The 22381-nt window shown below is 55.3% G+C and carries 16 protein-coding genes; 9 read left to right on the top strand and 7 right to left on the bottom strand.

Features of this window, described 5'->3' with window-relative positions; all coding sequences use genetic code 11:
- Positions 1 to 93 precede the first annotated feature (93 nt).
- Positions 94 to 4722 (top strand): PKD domain-containing protein, encoded by a 4629-nt coding sequence (locus tag ABYK60_RS03740; RefSeq protein WP_372870589.1) that lies wholly within the window; start codon positions 94 to 96, stop codon positions 4720 to 4722.
- Positions 4723 to 4894: 172 nt separating this feature from the next.
- Positions 4895 to 5809: a GyrI-like domain-containing protein gene (locus ABYK60_RS03735; RefSeq protein ID WP_372870588.1), complete on the top strand. Its 915-nt coding sequence runs from the start codon at positions 4895 to 4897 to the stop codon at positions 5807 to 5809.
- A 109-nt stretch (positions 5810 to 5918) separates the two neighbouring features.
- On the opposite strand, the gene ABYK60_RS03730 is transcribed toward ABYK60_RS03735, so the two are convergent.
- Positions 5919 to 7445, bottom strand: a complete 1527-nt coding sequence (locus ABYK60_RS03730) for a S41 family peptidase (RefSeq protein ID WP_372870587.1) — start codon at positions 7443 to 7445, stop codon at positions 5919 to 5921.
- Between the two features lie 213 nt (positions 7446 to 7658).
- On the opposite strand from ABYK60_RS03730, the gene ABYK60_RS03725 reads away from it, so the two are divergent.
- Genes ABYK60_RS03725 through ABYK60_RS03715 form a run of 3 tightly spaced genes read left to right on the top strand, consistent with a single transcriptional unit; the run spans position 7659 to position 10215 of the window.
- Positions 7659 to 8303 carry a hypothetical protein gene (locus ABYK60_RS03725; RefSeq protein ID WP_372870586.1) on the top strand — a complete coding sequence of 215 codons (645 nt, stop codon included), beginning with the start codon at positions 7659 to 7661 and terminating at the stop codon, positions 8301 to 8303.
- A 17-nt stretch (positions 8304 to 8320) separates the two neighbouring features.
- Positions 8321 to 9517, top strand: a complete 1197-nt coding sequence (locus tag ABYK60_RS03720; protein WP_372870585.1) for a sensor histidine kinase — start codon at positions 8321 to 8323, stop codon at positions 9515 to 9517.
- A complete protein-coding gene (locus tag ABYK60_RS03715) occupies positions 9514 to 10215 on the top strand; it encodes a response regulator (protein ID WP_372870584.1) in 702 nt (233 codons plus the stop codon). Before ABYK60_RS03720 ends, ABYK60_RS03715 begins: the two co-directional genes overlap by 4 nt.
- A gap of 25 nt (positions 10216 to 10240) precedes the next feature.
- Here the strand turns inward: ABYK60_RS03715 and ABYK60_RS03710 are convergent, their stop codons facing one another.
- From ABYK60_RS03710 to ABYK60_RS03695, 4 genes are all read right to left on the bottom strand, one after another.
- A complete protein-coding gene (locus ABYK60_RS03710) occupies positions 10241 to 10981 on the bottom strand; it encodes a LytR/AlgR family response regulator transcription factor (protein ID WP_372870582.1) in 741 nt (246 codons plus the stop codon).
- A 27-nt stretch (positions 10982 to 11008) separates the two neighbouring features.
- A complete protein-coding gene (locus ABYK60_RS03705; RefSeq protein ID WP_372870581.1) occupies positions 11009 to 12082 on the bottom strand; it encodes a sensor histidine kinase in 1074 nt (357 codons plus the stop codon).
- Positions 12082 to 12822, bottom strand: a complete 741-nt coding sequence (locus ABYK60_RS03700) for a hypothetical protein (protein WP_372870580.1) — start codon at positions 12820 to 12822, stop codon at positions 12082 to 12084. Before ABYK60_RS03700 ends, ABYK60_RS03705 begins: the two co-directional genes overlap by 1 nt.
- 143 nt (positions 12823 to 12965) lie before the next feature.
- Positions 12966 to 14141, bottom strand: a complete 1176-nt coding sequence (locus ABYK60_RS03695) for a MerR family transcriptional regulator (protein WP_372870579.1) — start codon at positions 14139 to 14141, stop codon at positions 12966 to 12968.
- A 261-nt stretch (positions 14142 to 14402) separates the two neighbouring features.
- Here ABYK60_RS03695 and ABYK60_RS03690 point away from each other — a divergent pair, with 261 nt between their 5' ends.
- Together ABYK60_RS03690 and ABYK60_RS03685 are read left to right on the top strand one after the other, a co-directional pair.
- Positions 14403 to 15041 (top strand): hypothetical protein, encoded by a 639-nt coding sequence (locus tag ABYK60_RS03690; protein WP_372870578.1) that lies wholly within the window; start codon positions 14403 to 14405, stop codon positions 15039 to 15041.
- A 53-nt stretch (positions 15042 to 15094) separates the two neighbouring features.
- Positions 15095 to 15985 carry a LysR family transcriptional regulator gene (locus ABYK60_RS03685; protein WP_372870577.1) on the top strand — a complete coding sequence of 297 codons (891 nt, stop codon included), beginning with the start codon at positions 15095 to 15097 and terminating at the stop codon, positions 15983 to 15985.
- 465 nt (positions 15986 to 16450) lie between these two features.
- On the opposite strand, the gene hutI is transcribed toward ABYK60_RS03685, so the two are convergent.
- Positions 16451 to 17689, bottom strand: a complete 1239-nt coding sequence (gene hutI, locus ABYK60_RS03680; protein ID WP_372870576.1) for an imidazolonepropionase — start codon at positions 17687 to 17689, stop codon at positions 16451 to 16453.
- A 206-nt stretch (positions 17690 to 17895) separates the two neighbouring features.
- Here hutI and hutC point away from each other — a divergent pair, with 206 nt between their 5' ends.
- Positions 17896 to 18600, top strand: coding sequence for a histidine utilization repressor (hutC, locus tag ABYK60_RS03675; protein WP_372870575.1), 705 nt, complete (start codon positions 17896 to 17898; stop codon positions 18598 to 18600).
- A gap of 272 nt (positions 18601 to 18872) precedes the next feature.
- On the top strand, positions 18873 to 21344 hold the full coding sequence (locus ABYK60_RS03670) for a putative bifunctional diguanylate cyclase/phosphodiesterase (protein WP_372870574.1): 2472 nt from the start codon (positions 18873 to 18875) through the stop codon (positions 21342 to 21344).
- Positions 21345 to 21409: 65 nt separating this feature from the next.
- Here ABYK60_RS03670 and ABYK60_RS03665 read toward each other — a convergent pair whose 3' ends face one another.
- The gene (locus tag ABYK60_RS03665) at positions 21410 to 22360 is read right to left on the bottom strand and encodes an alpha/beta fold hydrolase (protein WP_372870612.1); all 951 of its coding nucleotides are present in this window, start codon (positions 22358 to 22360) and stop codon (positions 21410 to 21412) included.
- Positions 22361 to 22381: the final 21 nt, after the last annotated feature.

The raw sequence follows: 22381 nt of genomic DNA, 5'->3' as shown, positions 1-22381 counted from the left end.
ATGCCATTGTGTTTTTTAGGATTTGCCTCTCCAAATGTGGTCTATACTTTTTCTCATATTTTGTGAGGTGAAAGTAATCAAGGGAGAGGTGCCATGTTCCGGATTCGATTGGTCTGGTGGTTTTCTGTTTTGATAGTGCTGCAGGGATGCAGTGGTGACAGGGATAGTGGCTCAGTTACACCGCCAGTTATTCCTCCCGTGCAGCCTCCTGTTGAGGTGGTATTGCCAATCGCCGATGCAGGGCATCCCATCCGAGCCAAGACCGGGGCCAGTGTGGTACTGAATGGCAGTGGTTCCCATGACCCTTCGGGCAAATCCTTGACCTTTGAATGGCAGATCCTTTCCCGGCCAACGGGCAGCCAGGTCCAGCTAACCGACGCCACTAGCCCTTACCCGGGATTGGTAATCGACCGCCCCGGTGAGTATCGGGTTCAGCTGGTGGTGAGTAATGGCACCCAAAGCAGTAATCCCGCTGTGGTGGTGATAACCGACACGGACACACCTCCGGTCGCCGATGCCGGGGCTGATATCAAACTGTCTGGCACCGCCGCCGTGATGCTTGATGGCAGTCAAAGCTTTGATGTGGATGGTGATAGCCTAAGTTATTCATGGACTCTGGTTGAGCGCCCCACGGGCAGCCAAGCAAATTTGTACCGTGACAAGACGGCGTTCCCACTGCTTCAGCATGATGTTGCTGGGCAATATGTTGTGGAGCTGGTGGTGAGTGATGGCACGCTGGCAAGTGCCCCGGATCGGGTGGTTATCTCCGACACCAATACTGTGCCGGTTGCAAAACCGGTTGTCGGTGCTTTTATGGCGTTAGGCACCGCAGTCAGAGTCAGTGGTTCCGGGTCTTTTGATGCCGATGGCGACAGCTTAACCTATGAGTGGCATCTGGTATCCCGGCCTTCGGGCAGCCAGGCAAATCTTTTGGATGCCAGCGTGGCAGAAACCAGTATCACGCCGGACGTGGCGGGCAATTACATTGTGGCATTGGTGGTCAAAGACGCCAGCAGTGCCAGTAAAACGGCCACTGTAACTCTTCATGCAGCTTCATCGGTGAACAGGGCGCCCATTGCGGTAACCGGGCATGACAGACAAATCACCACTTCGCAAACTGTACATTTGGACGGCAGTGCATCCCATGACCCGGATGGTGATGCTATCACCTATCGCTGGTCACTGGTGCATAAACCTGCTGCCAGTTTGGCAAGCCTCAGTGAGCCATTCAGTGTCCACCCTTTCTTTACCCCCGATATTCCCGGCAGCTATGTGGCGCAGTTAATCGTTAACGATGGGGCTCGTGACAGTTTGCCAGTGACAGTTCTGCTGACCGACAGCAATCTGCCGCCGGTGGCGCACGCAGGCAGTGATATTAAAGGCGGACCGGGACAAACAGTGTTGCTTGATGGCAGCGCATCCACAGATGGCAATGGCGATCCGCTCAGTTATCGCTGGAGTCTGGTGAGCCAACCGGCAGGCAGTCAAGCTGTGTTAACCGATACCAGCTCTGCCCAACCAGCGCTGACCCTGGATGCTCAGGGCCACTATGTGGTGCAGCTTATCGTAAACGATGGCTATACCGACAGTGCCCCGGACACCCTGGTGATAACCGATATCAACCTGGCGCCAATTGCTAACGCGGGCAACGATCAAAAGGCCAGCAAAGGCAGCAAGGTGAACCTCAGCGGCAGTCGCTCTACTGATCCGGAAGGACAGGCATTGAGTTACCGCTGGAAACTATTAAGTCAACCTGCTGGCAGCGCGGCTGTACTCAGCGCAACAGACACCATAGATACCCAATTTGTGGCGGACCTCAGCGGCGATTACATAGTGCAGCTGGTGGTGAATGACGGCGAGCTCGACAGTACCCCTGCCACCGTCATAGTGCGTGACTTTGACAAAAATACTTTGCCAGTGGCTTCTGCCGGCTCTGACTTAGCAGCTGAGGCGGGTCAGAGCATATTGCTCGATGGCAGTGCATCATTTGACGCCGATGGTGATAGCCTCAGTTATCAATGGGCGCTGCTGAACCGTCCGAGTGGCAGCAACTCCCAATTAAGTGATGCCGCCAGTGCCAACCCCACACTGAAAACCGATGTGGTTGGCGACTATGTGGTGCAATTGGTGGTGAGTGATGGCAAGGGCAACAGCCTGCCGGATACTGTCCTTATCCATGATGTGGCAAAAAATGTCGCCCCGGTTGCTGATGCGGGCAACGACCAGCAAGTGAATATTGGCGATCTGGTCACCTTAAGCGGCCAGGCTTCCTATGATGCCAATGGTGATACCTTGAGTTACCGCTGGGCGCTGATAAGTAAGCCCGCCCAGAGCCTGGCCTCGTTGAGCAGTACCAACCAGGCCAGCAGCCAATTTACCCTGGATATCGCTGGCAGTTATGTCGCTCAGCTTATCGTTAACGACGGTAAGCTCGATAGCAGCCCGGTGACAGTAGCTATTTCCAATAAGCCCAGTGATGGTATTGGGGCAAACCCCGTCCCTAGCGGCCACACCCTGATATTAAGCAGCTCGTTAGGGGGAGAAGACCAGGTCGGTGGTCTGTATTCCATTAGTGAGAAAAACTTGAACGAGATACACCCTCTATTGAGTTTGAAGGGGAAACCGGGGGTGGAAACAACCGACTATCTGGGACTGGTATTCAGTCCTGAACGAGGAAAATTCTATTTTATGCTGCCACATGAAGGCTTATATGGCGGCGCAACTGTTATGAGTTTTGACCCGGTAACAAAAAATACCGAGGTGTTATATCACGTTGAATCTGAAGTGGTTAACGGAGAGAGAGTGTATGGCTTTGCCACACGCCTGCTGATACATCCATCAGGAAAAGCATTATTCGGTTTAGCTAAATACGGCAGTTATTTGAATGCTGGGCGGGTGTTTTATTTGAACATTGATCCTACCAGCGCCGATTACCTCAAGTTTACCTGGATAGCAGACCTTGGTGCGCCAGATCTTCAGGGTGATACCTATGGCCGTTCTCCGCTGGCGCATATGCAGTGGAATGGGGAAAACCGCATCTTTATAGCGAATTACAGCAAGGTGAATGCGACCAAAACCAATGTTCTGGAACTCACGCCTTCCAACGCTCAGAACTTAAGTCAGCCATGGGTAGCTTCGCCATTTTTAAGATCATCTTATCTAAGTTCTTATTTTTATGGCTACAGTGGCAAGTACATCAGTGTATCTGGTGACACTGCTGTCACAGCCGAAAATTCCGGTAACCGAACCGTGTTTTTTGCAAACACTCGTTCTGGAGGTAGTGTCGGTACAGTCAATTTTGATTGTAACCAGAGTCTGGGACTGTTCAGTTGGCTGGGTAACAACCTCTACTCTGTCTGTAAAGGCAGCGGATCTTCTCAACCTATGCTGACCGAAGTTAATGTGACCAATGGAGGTTCAAGTAATGTAAGAAGATTTTCAAATTGGGGGGGGCTGCTAGCCATTGGAGCTGCTCCTTCCACCACCGGAGGTGCGCTCTATATTAACACCATTGATGAAAATGCTTCGATTTTTGCATCGCTGGTTCGCTCCAGTGGCTCGAATATTGTCGCTGGATTCACAATAAAGCCTTCACAGGTTCGTAGTGTCGGTGGTCTTAGCTTTTCTGACAGCCCGTTTATCGTGGGTGGTGGCGACAGGGGGTATATCTTCATGGACGACCCTGGGGTGGCCGATTTTCCCAACGAAAACATCAACGACAGATATGTCTCTGTGATCAGTTATGACGGTGGAATGACTCGACACGGTGCAATAATTACCAAGGACCGCCTGGATGACAGCATTACTGTGACCAGTCTTGGATATACTGCCGGTGCGTATCCAATTGGCAGGCCTTTAATACACTCCAGTGGGAATATTTTCAGTGGGGTATGGTTTGCGCCGGGGTTTGAAGGTTGGGGAGCTTCATTCAGCTACGATCCAAATAACGCCCTTATCAAGTACGGAAGTGGCAATCAATCAGTCCGGCCAGGTATAGCACTTAAAGAAGATTGGCAAGGCCGACTCATTGGCTTGGGTATTGATGCCACCGACAATTTCAGACAGGTGTTATACAGCATAGATCCTGACACCTTGGCATTTACAAGTATTGCCAGTTTTGACAGTACTCACCAAGCCGAGGCAAGAACAGAAGTAGCCCTCAAAGATACCCAGGCATGGGTTATATCTGATGATAATCTCTACTGTTTCGATCTGCAGACCCAGGCTCGTGCGAGGGGGGACTCGTTTACGGTTAACAGTGCACACACACCTGTCAGAGCCATGACCTTTTCTCAGGGAACCAGTCATTGGTATTTACCCACTGCCGCAAGTGGAGTCAGTGGTCAGGGAACCATTCAAAAAATTACCGATGATTGTGCATTGCCTATAAGAACTGACGCAGTCACTGGATTGGTGGATATACCATCCACCGCCTTACTGGCCGCCTCAAACGGCAAGCTCTACTACGGCACCGAAAATGGCAAGCTGATGCAGTTTGATCCACAGTTTAATCAGGTGCAGCAATTCGCATCGGTAGGATCCGGTGAGGTGATAGGGTATCTTACCGAAGACAGCAATGGTGACATTCTGGGCATACAGCGGCTGAGTAGTACTGATGTGTTGTTTGCCGTGCCTTTGGCCGGGGGGACTGTGACCTCTAAAACGCTACCGCGAACATCGCCGGCAGACGTGTATTACCCAGGCGTGGTTGAGCTCAAGTAATCGCCACTGCGATAAAAACACCGACCAATTGGTCGGTGTTTTTAATTCAGCAATATCGGTCAGGCAGCGGTGATTGGGCTTTGGCACACTGGGGCCGTTGAAATGTGACTCCCTGAATGAAAGGGATGGGCTGAAAGAAGAAAGCGAAACCAAGAGAGTGAAGCAAAAAGAGATGTCATCAGAGATAAGCTCAGAGCTAGAACGTGCCCTCGCGGCAACTGTGCCGACAGGGCTAGACCCCAGGCTTGCGCGGGTGTGCGACTACATTAGTCGTCATCTGGATGAGGATTTGAGCCTCGACAGCTTAAGTCGGGTGGGGCACTTGTCACGGTTTCACTTTCATCGACTGTTTGCGGCCGGGCTTGGCATTCCGCTGGGGCGTTTTGTGCAGCTGCAGCGGCTGAAGCGGGCGTCGTTTAGGCTCGGATTTGAGCATTCCATGCGGGTGCTCACTATTGCGCTGGAAGCTGGCTTTGACAGCGCTGAGGCTTTCAGCCGTGCCTTTAAGCGCGAGCTTGGCCTGAGCCCTTCGGCATTTCGACAGACACCTGACTGGGCGCAGTTGCACTCGGTTATGGACAGTATCAAAGTGCCCCGGCAAGGGTTAACAGGAACCGATATGGACATAAAACTGATTGAGATGCCAAGCCTGGCCGTGGCCTGGCTGGAACACAAGGGCAATCCGGCACGGGTGCTGGACACCAGCGCGCGCTTTATTGAATGGCGCAAGCAAACCGGGCTGTCGCCCATTGCCAGCTCGCGCACCTTCGGTATTCCCAATGGCGACCCATCAACCATGGCGCCGGATGAGTTTCGCTTTAAAGTGGCGGGTAGTGTCAAAGCGCCTGTGCCGGCTAATCCCCAGGGCGTGGAGAATGGTGAAATCGCTGGTGGACGCTACGCCGTTATCCGCCACTTCGGCAGCCATGCCACCATGGATGCCAGCATTTACGGTTTTTTCCGCGACTGGCTGCCTCAAAGCGGTGAGACCGTGTGTGAGGCGCCGCTGTTTTTCGAGTATCTCAACTTTGTGCATCAGGTGGACGAGTGTGACCTTATCACCGACATTTTTGTGCCACTGAACTGACGGTGAGGCTTAATTCATCGGGCAAAGACACTACTCCCCGGCCCAGACACTGGCTTTGCGCCTCTGGCTCTGGTCTTGATGCTGTCGCCGGGGAGTATTGCTGCTTGGGTTAAAGCTTGTGGCGGATCGCCTGCAGCAGCGCCTCGGTTGACCAATCCAGACCGTTGTACGGCAGGTCGGGGGCATAATATTCGCCGTTGCCGCGGCTGCGGTTCACATACACTTTGTTGGGAATGATCACCGCCCCAAGGCCGGATGGAAACGCCTCGGTGCGGATATCCATATAGCTGGAGTCGGCGCTGCTTGGCGCGCCAAACAGCCTTGTATTGTCAAACAGCTTGAAAGCATCGAGCGCATCCAGGCAGGCACTGGCGCATTGGCCCGGCACCAGCGCAATCACGGCGGTTTTCAGCGGTGGGATGTCCTCAGGCAGCTCCTTCATGGCATCGGCCATGCTCATTGCCTTAACCTCATCCTTTTGCTTGAAAAAGGGCTCATTTTGCTTGAGCGAAGCCGCCATGCCATTGGCGGCCTCGGTGAAATACGGCAGGTACTCTGTCTGGTTCTTGCTCTGGAGCTCTTTAACGATACCTTTCACATATTCAGTATTACCGGCTGATGCCCGCCACCAGACTTCGGTGGCTGCACCCTGCGCCTCAAGCCGGCGCAATACCCGGCCTTCGCCCCACAATGCTTTGGCAACACGTTCACTCCATAAAGACGAGCCGCCCTGATTGTGACGCAGGTCGAGCACTATGGCTTTTGCCTGTTGGAGTTTGCGGCGCTGCGCCGTGAGTTCAGTCACCAGCTTGTCATAGGCGGCAGTATCATTTTCATCCGGGGTGAAGGTTGGCATGGCTACCCAGGCAATATCCTTATGCCAACTCAGCCCCACCGGCAGACGATCGCCGTTGTAATCGCTCTGCAGTGCGTCGAGTGCCGCTTCCGGCCGCGCTGACCAGTTAAGTTTGAGGCTTAACTTACCCCTGGCGGTATCAAACTCACAGCGCTCCGGGGTTGTGATAAAGGGATTGCCATAGTCCGCCAGTACCCGGTGGCCGAAGCGCCATTTGTGGCCGGGCTGCTGTTTTTCGCCCTGAAATTGAAATACCCGCTCATCGAACAGTGTATCGACGGATTTGCCGTCGCAGCCAAGCACCTTATCGCCGCGCTTAAGCTGTGGCAGGTCGCTGTAAGACACCCGCAGGTCGTTGCCACGCCAGACAGTATTAAATCCGGGCCAGCGGGTTTGCGGGACATCCGCATCTTCAATGTTGGCATAGGCCCCGGCGTGACCATCCTGCAGTCCGGTGCTGAAACGACCGATGACCGCCTTATAGCTGGTGGCGTCAGTCACTCTGGGAACCAACGCCAGTGCGCCGTTGCGTGCCTTTTCGAGCTGGGAGCCGAAGCCGGGGTTGAGTGGGTCGAACATGCCGGGGTGGTTGTCGCGGGTTATCTGATACGCCGCATCGATATCGGCTTTGGCCATGCTGGCCCACTCGGCCGTAGTCTGCGGCAGCTTTGGCTCGGCGGCGGCAGCGAATAAGGGGAGCAGGGCAGAGAGACTGACGGCGATTTTGGTCATCGATACTTTATTTATCGATACTTGGGTTTCAGATATTGTGGTTTTCATGAGCCTTCCTGGCTTATTTTTCAGCGCTTTATCAGAGAAGCCTAATCTATCCGGCTTACCATGATTTACCAAGCATTAAGTCATTAAGCATAAAGTCGCCAGGCGAAAACATGGTCTTTTTTGGGGCAGTAGCGATAGTGACAACTGACACATGTTTGGCCTCAGTATTGGCTCTAAGCTGGCAGCAGATTAATGGCAAATCCGGAGGGAACCATGAAAGCCGCCTATCTGCTTCTGCTCTTGCCCCTGTGTGGCTGCAACAGCGAGTCGTTGGAAACCGCCAACTTCGGCTTAAGCTATTTCAAAAACAAGTATCAACTTATCAACGCCACTGACCATGAGGTGAGCTTTCATATCGCCAACTTTGACCTGCACGGGCATGAGCGTGACCCGGCGAGCAGCAAGTACCACTACAAGACGCTGCTGGCTGGCAACCCGGCCGAAACCATTAGCCACGAAGTGAACGTGGAGGAGCGCATCAGCGCCTATGTTGTCGCAACCGGTAAGTCGCTGAGCGCCAAAACCACTCTCAAGGTGAAACGGGATCGCCGCTATCATTTTCTGGCCTGGCAGGGGGATGGCCCGCTGGATGTCAGGGTATTTCCTATGGAGCGCATGGATGTAAACAGCGAGTTTTCACTGCGGATATTTGCCGCCGATGCGCTCAGCCTCAAGGTAGATGGCAAAGACTACAGTCTCAGTCGCGGTGAGCTGAAAGGGCGATTCATTTTGCAAAACTGTGCTGGCACTATCGAAGTGAATAACATTGCGGTAGATGTGTGCGATGGCTCCCTCGGCAGCTCCTACTTGCTGGTCATTGACAAGCTGGGCCGCAGAGGGCTTTATCAAGAGCTGTGATAAACAAGGACGTGACTATGGACGTGTTACAACGCGGTCAGCAAGGACGGGGCTGGCGACAAGGGTGGCTGCAACGGATTTGGCAGCAACCGGATATGCCAAACCGCGCTGCGCCGGAAAGCCCGGGGCATATTTTGCTGTTGCTGTTGGTGTGTGTACCTGTGCTCTGGTACACGCTAAGTCAAATCTGGATCGGCCAGGATTTACGCTTTGCCATGGCACCAATCCCCGCCACTGTACTGGTGTGTGGTTTGACGTTGGTATTTGCCTACGCCAATGCCACCGCCATGCCGCCATTGCGGCGGCTGATGTTTCAGGTACCAGCCATGCTGGCGCTGATGCTGCTGGTCGCCAACGGCGTTGTCCTGATCCTGAGCATTATTCTGATAACTAACCTGCCCAGTGTGATGCCGCTGCGCCGCTGCATTGCCGTGGCCATCGCCCTGCCCATGCTTTACGTGGCCTGTACTGACCTGGAGTACCGTTGGACCAACGGTGTTCTCTACAGCGCCTATAACCTGTTTGCTCTGCGGCTGTCCTGGGCCAACTTAAAAGAAAGCCAGGCCAATGAGGCCAACCGTCAACTGCTGCGGGAACTCGGCGCAACCCAAACCTTATTGGCGGATACCGCCAAGCGCGACGAGCGGCTACGGATTTCCCGCGACCTGCACGACATAATGGGCCACCGCCTGACAGCGCTGAATTTGCAACTGGAGCTGATGCGTCAGCTCGGCGGCCAACCGGATCCGGTTCAGCTCGATAAAGCCAAAACCCTGGCCGAAGACCTGATGGCTGACGTGCGCCGGGCGGTGTCGGATATCCGCAGCCTGTCGGGGTTGGATCTCAGTCAGAGTTTGTCGGCACTGGTGGATGATTGCGACAAGCCCAGGGTGAGCCTCGCCATTGATGACAAGGTGCGCTGCGCCAATGCCTCTGTAGCTGAGCTGTTGCTGCGTGCGACACAGGAAGCCATCACCAATATCCGTCGCCACAGTCAGGCAAGCGAATGCCGGGTGAAGATCTGGCGCGACCATGCCTTCGTGTATTGGCAGGCCAGTGACAACGGCGCCATGATTAACACTCTTGAGCCCGGCAATGGTCTCAAGGGCATGCGTGAGCGGGTGGAAGCACTGGATGGCGAACTGGACATTGCCTGCGGTCTGGGGCTGACGCTGACTATCAGCCTGCCACTGACGCTGGTGGAGGGGGCATGACGGACATTTGTGCAGTGCAGCCCGTGTCCGGCAAGCCGGGCAAGGGCGGTGTCAAGGTGATGGTGGTCGATGACCAGCTGTTGGTGCTCGAAGGCCTGTGCAGCCTGTTGTCGCTTCATGGTGGCATTGAAGTGGTGGCCAAAGCCACCTCGGCTGAGGCGCTGACGGATGCCCTCGCCGCCAGCGGCGCAGAGTTGCTCATCATGGATGTGCATATGCCGGGGCTGTCAGGCATAGAGGCGCTGAGGCTGCTACGTGAGCAGGAGCGTCTTGCTGGACGCGCACCTATCCCGGTGCTGATGTTGTCGACCTTCGATGAGCATGAGCTGGTACTTGAAAGTTTGCGGCTGGGGGCTCAGGGATACTTGCGTAAAGACATCAGCTTTCAAAGCCTCACCGAGGCTGTGCTGAAGCTCGCGGCAGGCAAGCGCCATATTCAACCTGCTGTCACCGCTGGAGTGGTGAGCCGCGCCGAGCTGGAGTCCATCAATCGTGACCTGCCGTACACGCCGCTGTCGGATTGTGAGCTCGATGTGCTGCGGCTGCTGGCGGCGGGCTATTCCAATGTGGAAATCGCCTCGGCGCTGTTTAAGTCCCGTGGCACCATCCGGAATCAGGTGTCGTCCATTCTCACCAAGCTGGTGGCCCGCGACCGCACCCGCGCGGTGCTGCGCGGCATCGAGCTTAAGCTGCTGTAACCGTGATTTTTAGCGGGTGCGTGCCTCAGCTATCCAGCCAGCGGCGGAATTCGGCGCTGCGGGTCTTGCTGGTGATAAGGGGTTCATCGAGGCAGGAAAGATACACGGCCAGGGTGTCTTTGCCATAGTTTTCAAAGCGTGCGATAAAGTTGATGTTCACCATGTCGCTGCGGCTGATGCGAAAGAACACCTCAGGGTCGAGCTGGGTTTGCAGTTCGTTGATGGAGCCCGAGGTGAGCATATGATGCTCGCCGCTGGTGTCGCAGGCCATTACTACCCCGCCGGAGGTGCGAAAACAGGCTACATCAGCAAGCGCCAATACCTGCATCCCCTGGGCCTTTTTCAGCAGCAGCCGACTCTTGTAAGTGCCGGTTTTGGCGGCGGCCTTGGCGGCGAGACTCAGTTTTAGCTGCTCGAAGTTGGCCATGGCTTCGCTGAAACGCTTAAAGGAAAAGGGCTTCAGCAGATATTCGATGCCCTGATTGGCAAAGGCCTGCATCCAGTATTGCTCGTAGGAGGTGGTAAAAATAACCGGGCAGGGCAAATCCAGTGCCTGCATGGCGGTAAATACCTGACCATCCAGCAATTCCACATCGGAAAATATCAGCTCAGGCGCCGCTATCCCCTGTGGCTGCTCAAAGAAGCCAATCACCTCATCCACCCGTGACAGCACCGCCAGCACCTCGGCGTCGTCGAAATAGCGCTCGATGTAGCCTATCAGTTTCTCTGCTGCCAGCGGCTCGTCTTCAATGACCAGGATTTTCACGGCTTCTCCCTGTGTGATGGCCGCCTGTCAGGCAGCGGTGTGAGTTGTGGCGGCGGTTTGTGGCTGCACCTTTGAAGCCGCCGCGCGTTGTAATGGAATGGTAATGCAAAACTCGCCTTCGTCCTTGGTTACCCGAATGTCCCGGCCGCACAGGCTCAGGCTACGGGCGGAAAGATTGGCAAGCCCAAGGCCGCTGGAGGCCGGTTTAAAAGCCTTTTCACGCATCGGGTTGCGGATTTGGATTTCGCCCTCACGGACCAGCACCCTGATGGGCAGCGGCGCGGCGCTGTCACCCTGATTGTGCTTCACGGCATTTTCGAGGGTTAACTGCAGGGTGCAGGGGGGCAGCAGTTGACTGAGCGCTGCGGCATCCTGGGTGAAATTCGGCAGCTCCAGCCGATAGGCGCCATTGAAGCGAATATCCAAAAGCGCCATATAGTCCCGGGCAAAATCGAGTTCCTGTTGCAGCGGCACCAAAGGCCGCTCCCGGTTTTCCAGCACATAGCGGTAGATGTCGCAAAAGGTGTGCAGAAACTCCTCGGCCTCGTCCGGGTCTTTACTGATAAGTGCCGACAATACATTGAGATTATTGAATAAAAAGTGCGGGTCCAGCTGAGCCTGCAACAGGGCAACCTGACGTTCGAGGGCGAGCTTTTTCTCCCGCTCAAGCGCCACGGCTTGCTGCTGGTGGTTGTCCAGCACCTTAAGCACCAGGGTAACGCCGCCCACCATCAGGTGCAGCGCCAGATTGGTGGCGATAGAAAGCAGCAAGTGGTAGCCATCGATATGCTGCAAGCCGGCGGCGATTTCGATGGGCAGGGTGGCAATGCTCATCAGCAGGGCAAAGGCGATGGCGGAAACCAGATACACCTTGATGTAGTGGCTCGGGCGGGGGCTGAGCCCTTGGCCTTTGCTTAGCAGCTGATAGCATTTTAGGGTGAGCCACTGGGCCACAAAGGATTGCAGTGCAATCCAAACTGGGGCATCAAAATGCACCACCAAAGGCTCATCGGGGGCGGTTCTCAGCAGGGCGGCGTAAAAGGCCACCGCCAGTGAGAATGCAAAAATTGCCAGAATGTTGAGTAGCTTAGCCATTGCCATTAGTGAGTCCCTTCAGGAAGACGGAGTATAACCTGACCTTTTTCGTCGAGGAACTCCAGCTTGGCTTCGCCGCTTTCGGTCACGACCATCTGGATGCGTTTGTTGCCATCGGTGTCGTGCAGCTGCAACTTGGCATCGCCATTGAGGGTGCCGTAAAAGGCGCGGTAGGTGCCAAGCTGCTTGTCTTTCTCAAGCTGGGCGTAAATGGCTTCGGCGGTGGCAGTGTCGCCGGCTTTGCTCGCTGCGAGATAGTCACGCACCCTGGTGAAATCCATATCTTCATCGCTGCGATCCATCACTGTCAGGCCGCTCAGCTGATAATCACCCTGTTCTATGTGCTGCATCATCAGGGTTTGGTCCTGGTTGTAGCGGTCAAAGCTCATATGCAGGCCGTGGTCTACCTGGCCGTCTTTCTTCTGGCCGCGGAACACAAAACCGCCGTTTTCGGTGCCTTCGTCGTTGTAGAAAATCATGCCGGGGCGGGCTTCTTCGCTGCGCCATACTTCCTTGCCGTACTTGTCGACCCCGGGGGAACGCTCGGAGTTGGCCAGCACCATGCGGTTAAAGCCGCTCTTTTCGACGATGTTGATCCGCTCAACCGAGATTTCATCGAACACCTTGGGGGCGCTCGCCTGATACAGCTGTAAGGCGCCGAGGGCAACAAGGCCGCCCAGCAGCACGCCATTGATGAGTTTTTGGGTTGAAAGCTGTTTTTCTAATTTATTGAGTGCGTTATCCATTGTTGGCTCCGTGAATTTGGGGGGTTGCGACTGCATCGCCGCTGTTGTTGGAGCCAGAATAGGCAAACAAAAACCCCCGCTACAGTGAGAAACCCTGAGCGGGGGGAATTTGCCGATAAGCGGGGGAATTGGCGGTTAAAAGGTTAACCGCGTTTTTGCAGCACGAAGAACTGATAACCAAACTGGCCGAGGAAGCGGCTGAAAATATCAAGCTCCCGCTGCACATTTGCTAACGCCTGCGAGCCTGCCAGCTGTGTGGAAACCTCATCAACTCTCGCGGCGAGAGGGCCGGTAAAGCTCTGCCAGGCCTCATTACTCAGGCTAAAGCTGCCTATCACCTCAAAACCCGACGCCTGCATCTGCGCCTTTCTCGCTTCGACCGAGGTCATGGCGGGGTAGTCCTGCTGCCAGAAGGCCACAGCCTCAGGGTCTTTGTCGCCTTTCAGCCACACCAGATCACTGAGGACCAGCACGCCGTCATCGACCAGCAGCTTACGCCATGACTTGAGCGCCTGTTCGACCCCCATGATATAGGCGCTGCCTTCGGCCCAAATCAGATCGGCGCTGGCCGCTGGCAGTGGGATGTCCGTCATGCTGGCGCACAGGGTGCTGACCCGGCTGCTCAGGCCGCTGTGCTGAAGCTGCTGTTGCAGCTCAGCCAATGCGCCTTCTTCGTTGTCGATGGCGGTTATGCTTGCCTGGGTGTGCCTGGCCAGTACCCGGGTCGCTAACCCCTTACCGCAGCCGATGTCGAGAATGCGCGTTGGCGTCAGCGGCACGGCTGCCAGCGCTTTTAAGGTATCCGCCTCGCTGCCCGGTGCCCAACGTGTCAGTGGGGCGAAAATGTGCATAAAGTCGGCCATAAATTTGTCGTGTTCGTTCATATCTTTAGATAACCATGTCAGGTGCAGCGCTTCTTTTTCACTGAAGCCCTGGGTTTGTAACCAATCCAGATGCGCCTCGGGCGCTTCTTTTGTGAGGGACTCGTGCCACGCCTTCAAATCACCTTCGCCCAGAAGGGCTGCCAGCAATGTCCGCGAAGCCTGCTTTTGGGCAATCTCGGCGTCCAGCTCGGCAAGACGGGTTTGCAGCAGCGCCTTGTCGATTCGCTCATCGAGGCAGGCCAGACACTCTTTTAAGGTGAGGCCGCCTGCCTGCAGTTTTTGGATCAAGGTCAGCCGTTGTAGGTCTTTTTCGCTGTATACCCGGTAGCCGTTATCCAGCCGTTTGCCGCGAATAAGCCCCTGTTTCTCGTAGTAGAGCAGGGTTGAGCGCGACAATCCGAGCCTTTGTGCCAGTTGTGAAATTTTGAGTGCCATTGGCCTTGCCTCTTGTCCTGATAACACAACTTAAACTATGAAGCTGTAGACAGGTCAACGGTGTGGTCGCGATTTTTTAATATGAGCGGCGGCAATCGGTGTGGTGCGAAAACGCAACAGGGATGTCGAAAAACTATCCATCTGTATTGCGGCGCAGCTTTGTTAGCATGGGTCATAGCGTTTCAGCCAAGGTGGCCTGGCTGGTGGCCGCCAATTGATAACAAACCCCATTCGACAATCGGCTCCATTAAGGATGATGTGATGAACCCAAAACTGATAATGCCCTCACTTGGCGGAGGTTACAGATGTCTGCTGGCGTTGGCACTGCTTGGCACAAGCCACTTGGCGCTGGCCTTGCCGGGGCTGACTGATTACTGCGCCGCCGATACCTTTCAGGTGACCGACAGTGAGGTGGCCGGTGGCAAGCAATCCATGCCGCCGTCTCCAAAGACTGCCGATGATTCCGCAACTGATGAAAAGGCAACTGATGACAAGGCCGAAATTGCCCAGCTGTTTGAGCACTATATGGCCAAATACAACCACTACCTGGCCAGCGGCAAGCTGGATTCGGCTCCTGTGCTGTACCGGCCGCAGCTGATGCTGATGTCAAACAATCGCGCTCCGGCGGTGGCCAGTGAAACCGAGTTTTCAACCCAAATTCAGGGCTTTTTGGATAGCCTCAAGGCCAAGGGCGTTGCCAGGGTGCGTTGGCAAAAGGTGGATGTCAGGCTGCTGGACAGCCAACTGGCACTGGCAAGCAACGTGGCCGAGCGCTTTCGCGCCGATGGCTCGCGCTACAACCTGGTGGGCGCCACTTATTTGCTCAGCAAGCAGGATGGCCACTGGCAAATTGCCGCCTTTGCGGTGCACGACGACAAGGGCGCCTTCCCACTGAACTGAAAGCTTTGCTCACATTGCTGCGGTTTTCATCGCCGCCATAAGGGGTTACCTTGATGGCTGGCATGGGGCCTGTGGATGAGCGAATGGATAATTGGGATGACTACCGGGTAATACTGGCACTGGCGCGGGGGCAAAGCCTGCGGGCGGCGGCAAAGTTGCTGTCGATGAACCATGCCACTGTGTCGAGACGGCTGGCGGTGCTGAATCACAGGTACGCCGCGCCTGTGTTTGAGACGTCCCCTAAAGGGCTGCAGCTTACCCCTCTGGGGCAAAGGTTGCTGGAGGCCGCCCAGCAGATGGAGCGGCTTATTCAGGGCAATCGCCGTGATGAACTGGCTGCCACCGATGCGCTGCAGGGCGACATTCGTCTATCGCTACCCCCCGCTATTGCCCAGTGGCTGCTGCTTGATGAACTCAACGCGTTTCAGCAGCAATACCCGCAGATCCGCTTGCAGATCCATTGCTCCTACGCGCTGGCGAGTCTCGATAGCTGTGAAGCCGATATCGTAGTGCGGGTGTCAAACAGCCCGGACGAGCATTTGGTGGGGCGGCGGCTGTTTCCTGTGTGGCTGGGCTACTATGCCAGGCCGGATTATTTGGCCAGACCCGAGGCTGAGCTTGGCTGGATAACCACAGAGACTGCCGACTGGATTGCTGACTCGCCTTATCCGAACGCCGGAGTCGCTCTGGTGCTGGATGATTTGGTGTTGCGTCATCAGCTGGCGGCTGAACGTGGCGGCCTGGTACGCGGGGCCTGTTATATAGCCGACCAAATGCCGCAGTTGCAACGCATTGGCAATGGTAAGCCGTATCCGTTTCAGGACATCTGGCTGCTGACTCACGAAGACCTGCGGGCTGTGCCGCGCATCCGGCTGTTGATGGACTATCTTGCAGATTGCCTGCACCGCAAGCGCGATTTGATAGAAGGGCTTTCAGGCAAATAGCCGGCGTCAAAAACCAATTGAGTACAGCACTGCAAGCAGCGCCCGAACACAGCGCCAGTCGAATCAGGGGCGAGTGTCACGCAGTTACGAGCTCACGAGCACGAGGCATAGACGCCGGGCCGGGATGGATTTACATGGATGTAAATCCGAGCGTCTGGCGCGTTAGCCAATTTCCGGCATAAGCCCGAAGGGGCTATCCGCTTCTTCGGGGCGGTTTAATGGGATCAGATAGGGGGAAAGGTCACACCGGCTCCGCGTGGCGCGCAGAGCTCTTCGGCGACAGCTAAGCGACAGAAACTGTTCTGTCGCTTGTCCTGCAGGCCGCTTCTGCCCTTGCCCGGATGAAGCCTGGAAGGCTTCGGTGTTAGCCGTATACAGCGGCAAGCCCGCAGGGCTTAAAACTGCACTCGCCAAACGCCAGTTTGGCACAAGCTCAATCAGCCTTGCGGCGACTGAGCCTCAGCATCACTGATGAATAAGCTTGCCGCCCTTCACCACATCCACCAGTGGATTGACGCCATAGGAGTAAGCCAGTTCCGCCGGGGTAGAGATACGCCACAGGCAGAAGTCGGCCTCCATACCCTCACGCAATACACCCACGCGCTGCTCGCGGCCAAGGGCGCGGGCTGCGTTGCGGGTCACACCGGCGAGGGCCTCTTCAGGCGTTAAGCGGAACAGGGTGCAACCCATGTTCAGCATCAGCAGGGTTGAGCAGATAGGTGAGGAGCCGGGGTTAAAGTCGCTGGCGAGCACCATGGGCACCTCATGCTGACGCAAAAGGTCGATGGGAGGCAGCTTGGTTTCCCGCAGGAAGTAAAAGGCGCCCGGCAAGAGCACGGCGCAGGTGCCACTTTGAGCGATGGCCTTCACGCCGGCTTCGTCGAGGTATTCGATATGGTCAACCGACTTGGCACCAAGGCGTGCGGCCAGTTCACTGCCGCCGAGGTTACTTAGCTGCTCGGCATGCAGCTTGATATCCAGCCCCAAAGCTTTGGCGGCAGCGAGCACCCGCTCTGTCTGCTCGAGGTTAAAGGCGATGTTTTCACAAAATACGTCAGCTGCATCGGCGAGGTTTTCGGCCACTACCGCGGGCAGCATCTCGTTAACGACCAGATCGACATAGGCTTCTGTGCCAGCCTCGCCCTGAGTCTTGAACTCCGGTGGCACGGCGTGGGCACCAAGGAAGGTGGTGACTACATCAACATGGTGATGTTTGCCAAGCTCGCGGGCGACCCGCAACAGTTTCAGTTCGGTGTCCAAATCCAGGCCGTAGCCTGATTTGATTTCCACCGTGGTCACCCCTTCTTTGGCCAGGGCATTGAGGCGGCGACGGGCAAGGTCAAACAGCTCGGCTTCGTCGGCTTCGCGGCAGGCCTTCACTGTGCTGACAATACCGCCACCGGCGCGGGCGATTTCTTCATAGCTGGCACCTTGCAGGCGCAGCTCAAATTCGTTGGCACGGTTACCAGCAAACACCAGATGGGTGTGGGCGTCAATCAGGCCGGGGGTGAGCCAGCCGCCGTGGCCACGATACACAGGGGTTGCCAGCACATCAAATTCTGGCAGGTCGGCACGCTTACCAAGCCAGGCGATTTTGCCGTCTTTCACCGCCAGCGCAGCATCTGTGATGGCGCCGTAGGCCTCGCTCTTGGACGGGTCCATGGTGGCAATATTGATATCAATCCAAACCTGATCCCAAGACATGCTGACTCCTGCTGTAATGATGAATGCGTAGGGCGGCGTTGCAGCAACCCAGCTGCGGCAACGGACTAATCTATTGTTACGGCTTGATCTTTTGCCGATCAGGCAGTATCTACTTGTATATACAAGTTTGGATTATAGCCGACAGTGGGCAGCGAAGACAGCGGCGACGCGTGTTGGCGTCTCGCGCCGGAAGATAAGGAATCACTATGGCCACCGCCAAGTTTGCCGAAATTAAAGACCATATTCGCCGCCATATCGAGTCGGGGGAATGGGCCGAAAACAGCCGGGTGCCGTCTGAAAATCAACTGGCTGAGCAGTTTGGCTGCAGCCGTATGACCGCCCGCCGGGCGCTGACGGAACTGGTTGAGGCGGGGGTGCTGGAGCGCTCTCAGGGGCTGGGCACCTTTGTGGCATCACTCAAGTCGCAGTCGAGTATCTTATCCATTCGCAATATTGCTGATGAGATAAAGGGGCGTGGCCATGGTTACAGCGTGCAGGTGCTGGAGCTGGAATCCATAAAAGCCATTGCGCCCATCGCCATTGCGCTGGGGCTGGAGGAAGGCATCGGAGTGTATTATTCATTGCTGGTGCATTGCGAACAGGGAGTGCCGGTGCAGCTTGAGGAGCGTTTTGTTAACCCGGAGCTTATTCCGCACTATCTGCAGCAGGATTTTGGCTGTCAGACTCCCCATGAGTATTTGTCGCTGGTGGCACCACTAACTGAAGCGCGCCACACCATAGAGGCCATCATGCCCAAAGAGCAGGTGCGCAGCCGCCTGAATATGGCCGAAGGCGAACCCTGCCTGCAGATTATCCGCCGCACCTGGTCACGTCAGGGGGTGGTTAGCTTTGCCCGGCTTATCCACCCCGGCAACCGTTTCCGCCTCGGCGGTCATCTGACTTTTAAATGAAGCAAACGACTGCATAAACAGGTATCGGTTGGTCAAGGTTTGTATTGCTCCACTGTTTGCACCACAACGGGAATCGGTATTGCGGATAGTGCAAATAACAGGTCGCTCAGACAGAAACACTATTTTGAATTTTGGCAGGGTTTAAATTTTATCCATAAAATTCAGTTTTTTGTGTGATTTACTGAAAAAGGCATGTTAACAGTATTTTGCCAAAGACATCGAATACCGATAGCATAAAGCCCTGTTAACAAACCCCCTGACTGGACGCCCCCTTGCCGAGACTGCCACGACTGTCCCTGGCCATCATGGCACCCCTTTGCCTGACGCTGCTCTATCTGTGTCTGATAGGGGCTGAGTTTTTTTACGAAAAGTCGCAAAAACAGGAACAGGTTGCCGAGTCGCAGCTGGCACAAATCAGGCAGCAGATGTTCCGTCTGCAACACATAGTATCTGAGGCGCTGGCGGTACAGGACATTGATCGCATTTCCCAGGAAGTTTCCCTCGCCGCCACCGACCTTGACCTGATGGTGATGGTGTTGGTGGATCCAGCCAGTAATATCCGTTATGCCAATCATCTTGTGTGGCAGGGTAGTCGTGCCAGTCAGGTGATTGATGGTTACGATGTACTAAGGCATCAGCAAACGATTGCCGCCGATAAGCCCTGGGTCCAGATTAATCCGCAGCGTTTGTCGATTCAGGCTTACTATCCGGTAAGCCATAAGGGTATTCCCCGCTACGGCGATATCAATCTTATCTACCTCGAATACGATCTCTCCGGTTCTTACAGCAGAGCTTTGCAGCAGTTGCAGCAGCGTTTTATGCAGATTTGGGGTGGTGGTGCAGTATTCATTTTATTGTTTTTGATGGTATTTCACTACATCGGGGTGAGGCCGCTGCGCCAGCTTTTGCGTCTTGCCCGGGCTGCGAAACTCGATGCACTTGGTCAGCCTGTGGCAATGGCGTCACTAGAGGTGGCAAGGCTCCAGGAATATATACACACTACTGAGCAGCGACTGCAGCGGGCGCTGAAGCAACTCAGAGACTCGGAGCAGCGTTGGCTGTTTGCGGTGGAAGGTTCTCAGACCGGCATTTGGGACTGGCAAATTACCACCGGTGAGGTTTTTTTGTCTGATCGCTGGAAGGAAATGCTTGGCTTTGCACCGCGGGATGTGAAAAACGAGTACGGCGCCTGGGAAAGCCGCTTGCATCCGGATGATAAAGAAGCCGTGATTGGCAGGTTGCAGAACTATCTCAACGGCGAGTCAGAAGTCTATGAAAGTCGTCACCGGCTTATGCACAGGCAGGGACACTACATTTGGGTTCTGGATCGGGGCATGGTGGTAGAGTGGCAACCCGATGGTCGCCCGGCGCGATTGATTGGCAGCCAGCGTGATGTGTCTGAAGATGTTCGCAATCAGCAGGCCGTTGCCCATCAGGCCAATCATGATGCCCTGACTAATTTGGCCAACCGTCGGGCGGTAATGGATGCTCTGTACGAATTTCAGCAGGCCAGTGGGGCAGGTTTGCCGCGCATGGGGGCACTGCTGATGATTGATTTGGATAACTTCAAGCTGATCAATGATGCCTTGGGCCATCACCATGGTGATCGGTTGCTGATTCAGGTGGCGGCCCGGCTTTCAGGCTTCTTTAATGGGAATGCGCTGGTTTCACGTCTGGGCGGCGATGAGTTTGCCATTATGGTACTCGACCTGGCGACCAATGAGCAGCAGGCCTCGCAACAGGCATTGCAATTGGGGGTCGAACTGCGTCAGTTGCTGGCACGCAGTTTCCAGCTTTCAGATCAAACAATTAACGTATCCGCCTCGGTGGGGATTTGCCTGTTCGATAATCATCATATGCACGAGCCTTCGCAGCTGCTGCGCCGCGCCGATATGGCCATGTACGAGGCCAAAGACAGTGGCCGTAACGGCTGTGCCCTGTACGATGATGCGCTGGAAGACAAGGCTACTGAAAACCTGTGGCTGCAGAATGAACTGCGCCATGCCATAGAGCGAGAGCAGCTGTCGCTGGTGTTTCAGCCAATTTACAACCGCGATGGCGAGCTGGTGTGCTGTGAAGCCTTGTGCCGCTGGTATCACCCTGAGCGTGGGCCGATTTCTCCGGCCCAGTTTATTCCGGTGGCAGAGGAGTGTGGCCTTATTCTGAATATAGGTCATTGGGTGTTGCTGGAGGTGTGCCGTACCATCAAGGCCATGGAGGCCAAGGGCACGCCTATGCCTGCAGTGGCGGTAAACATCAGCGCCCGTCATTTCAATCAGAGTGATTTTGCTGAGCGGCTGATTGCCTTGTTAAAGGCACAGTCTGTATCACCAAAGCAGATAGAGCTGGAATTAACAGAATATGCGCTCTTGTCCAACCTGAGTGTGATCAGTGAGCGGATGCAACACCTTCGCAGGGCGGGCTTCTCCATTGCCATTGATGACTTTGGCACTGGCTACTCGTCGCTGAGTTACCTGCAGAGTCTCCCGCTCTCAAGGCTCAAATTGGATGCGGCCTTTGTGGGGCGTATAGGCACCGAGGCCGGTGATGCCATAGTAAGGGCGATTGTAGAGATGGGTCATAGCCTTGATCTGCAGGTAGTGGCCGAAGGCGTGGAAACTGAGTTGCAACAGCAATATCTGTCACTGCTCGAATGTGATTTCTTTCAGGGGTACCTGCTTGGTAAACCCATGTCGGCCAGTTTGCTGGTGGCCGATAAGCGGGATGCCAGCATCAGCGCCTGATGCTTAAGGATTCTTCTCCCCGGCGGCCAGCCATACTGGCCGCCATTTTATATGAGTTCCGGTTATCACGGCTTCATGTAGTTATCAAAGAAACTCAGCAAAGCGGCTATGGCCTTGTCCCTTGCTGCATCCAATTCCATAAATATTTCGTGGCGGGCACCTTCAATAGTCAACAGTTCGCACAGGCCTCCCAGGGCGCGGCTTTGCGCTTTATTGTCCACTATGGTGTCTTCGCCGGCCTGTAAAACCAGCAACGGGACTTTTGTCTCCCGTGCCGCCAGCACGCTCTCATCACAGGCATCCAGTGCCTCGAGCAGCCAGCGGTTGGTGGGGGAGCCCAGTTGCAGCTGTGGGTTTTGTTCATACAGCTCCCGATAGCCCTGATAGCGCACCTCGCTTTTGGTGAGGTCGTTTTTGGCAAAGGGTGCCGGGGTGTAGTCTTTGCCCCCCAGAATGTAGTTGGGCAGGCCTTTGGCGCTGGCATCCAGCTTGTGCGCCAACCAACGGATAAACACCTTATTCATCGGCAGGCAAATCCCGTACATGGGGGCCGAAAAACAGGCGGCGCGGAATATCCCCGGGTGCTCCTGTAAGTAAAGGGTGCCAATGGCACCACCCATAGAATGACCGGATAAAAACAGCGGCTCTTTGGCTCGTGGACGCACCACGTGTTCCATAAAGGTATGGAAGTCAGTGAGATAGTCAGCAAAGTGCGCTACATGCCCCATATGACGATTGGGCGTAAGGCGGCTTGATAATCCCTGGCCGCGATGGTCGAGGGCATAGACACTGTAACCGGCATCATAAAAGGCCTGATACAGCTCCAGATACTTGATAAAGGCCTCGATACGGCCATTGGAGAACACTATGCTGCCCTTGGGGTTTGGGTGTTTCAGTGCCAACCAGGCGATGTCAACGCCCGGGCTGGTACTTAGACTGCCAAGTTCGCATTGGGCAAACAGTGCCCGTTGCGATGGCGGGATAATCAGGGATGTTTTCAAAGCGGATTCTTGCATTTTCATCTGTAAAAAATGCCC

The organism is Shewanella sp. (assembly GCF_041630135.1).
In the GTDB taxonomy this organism is placed as follows: domain Bacteria; phylum Pseudomonadota; class Gammaproteobacteria; order Enterobacterales; family Shewanellaceae; genus Shewanella.
Note: the sequence above shows the minus strand (reverse complement) of the source record. Positions and strands in the feature narration are given on the sequence as shown.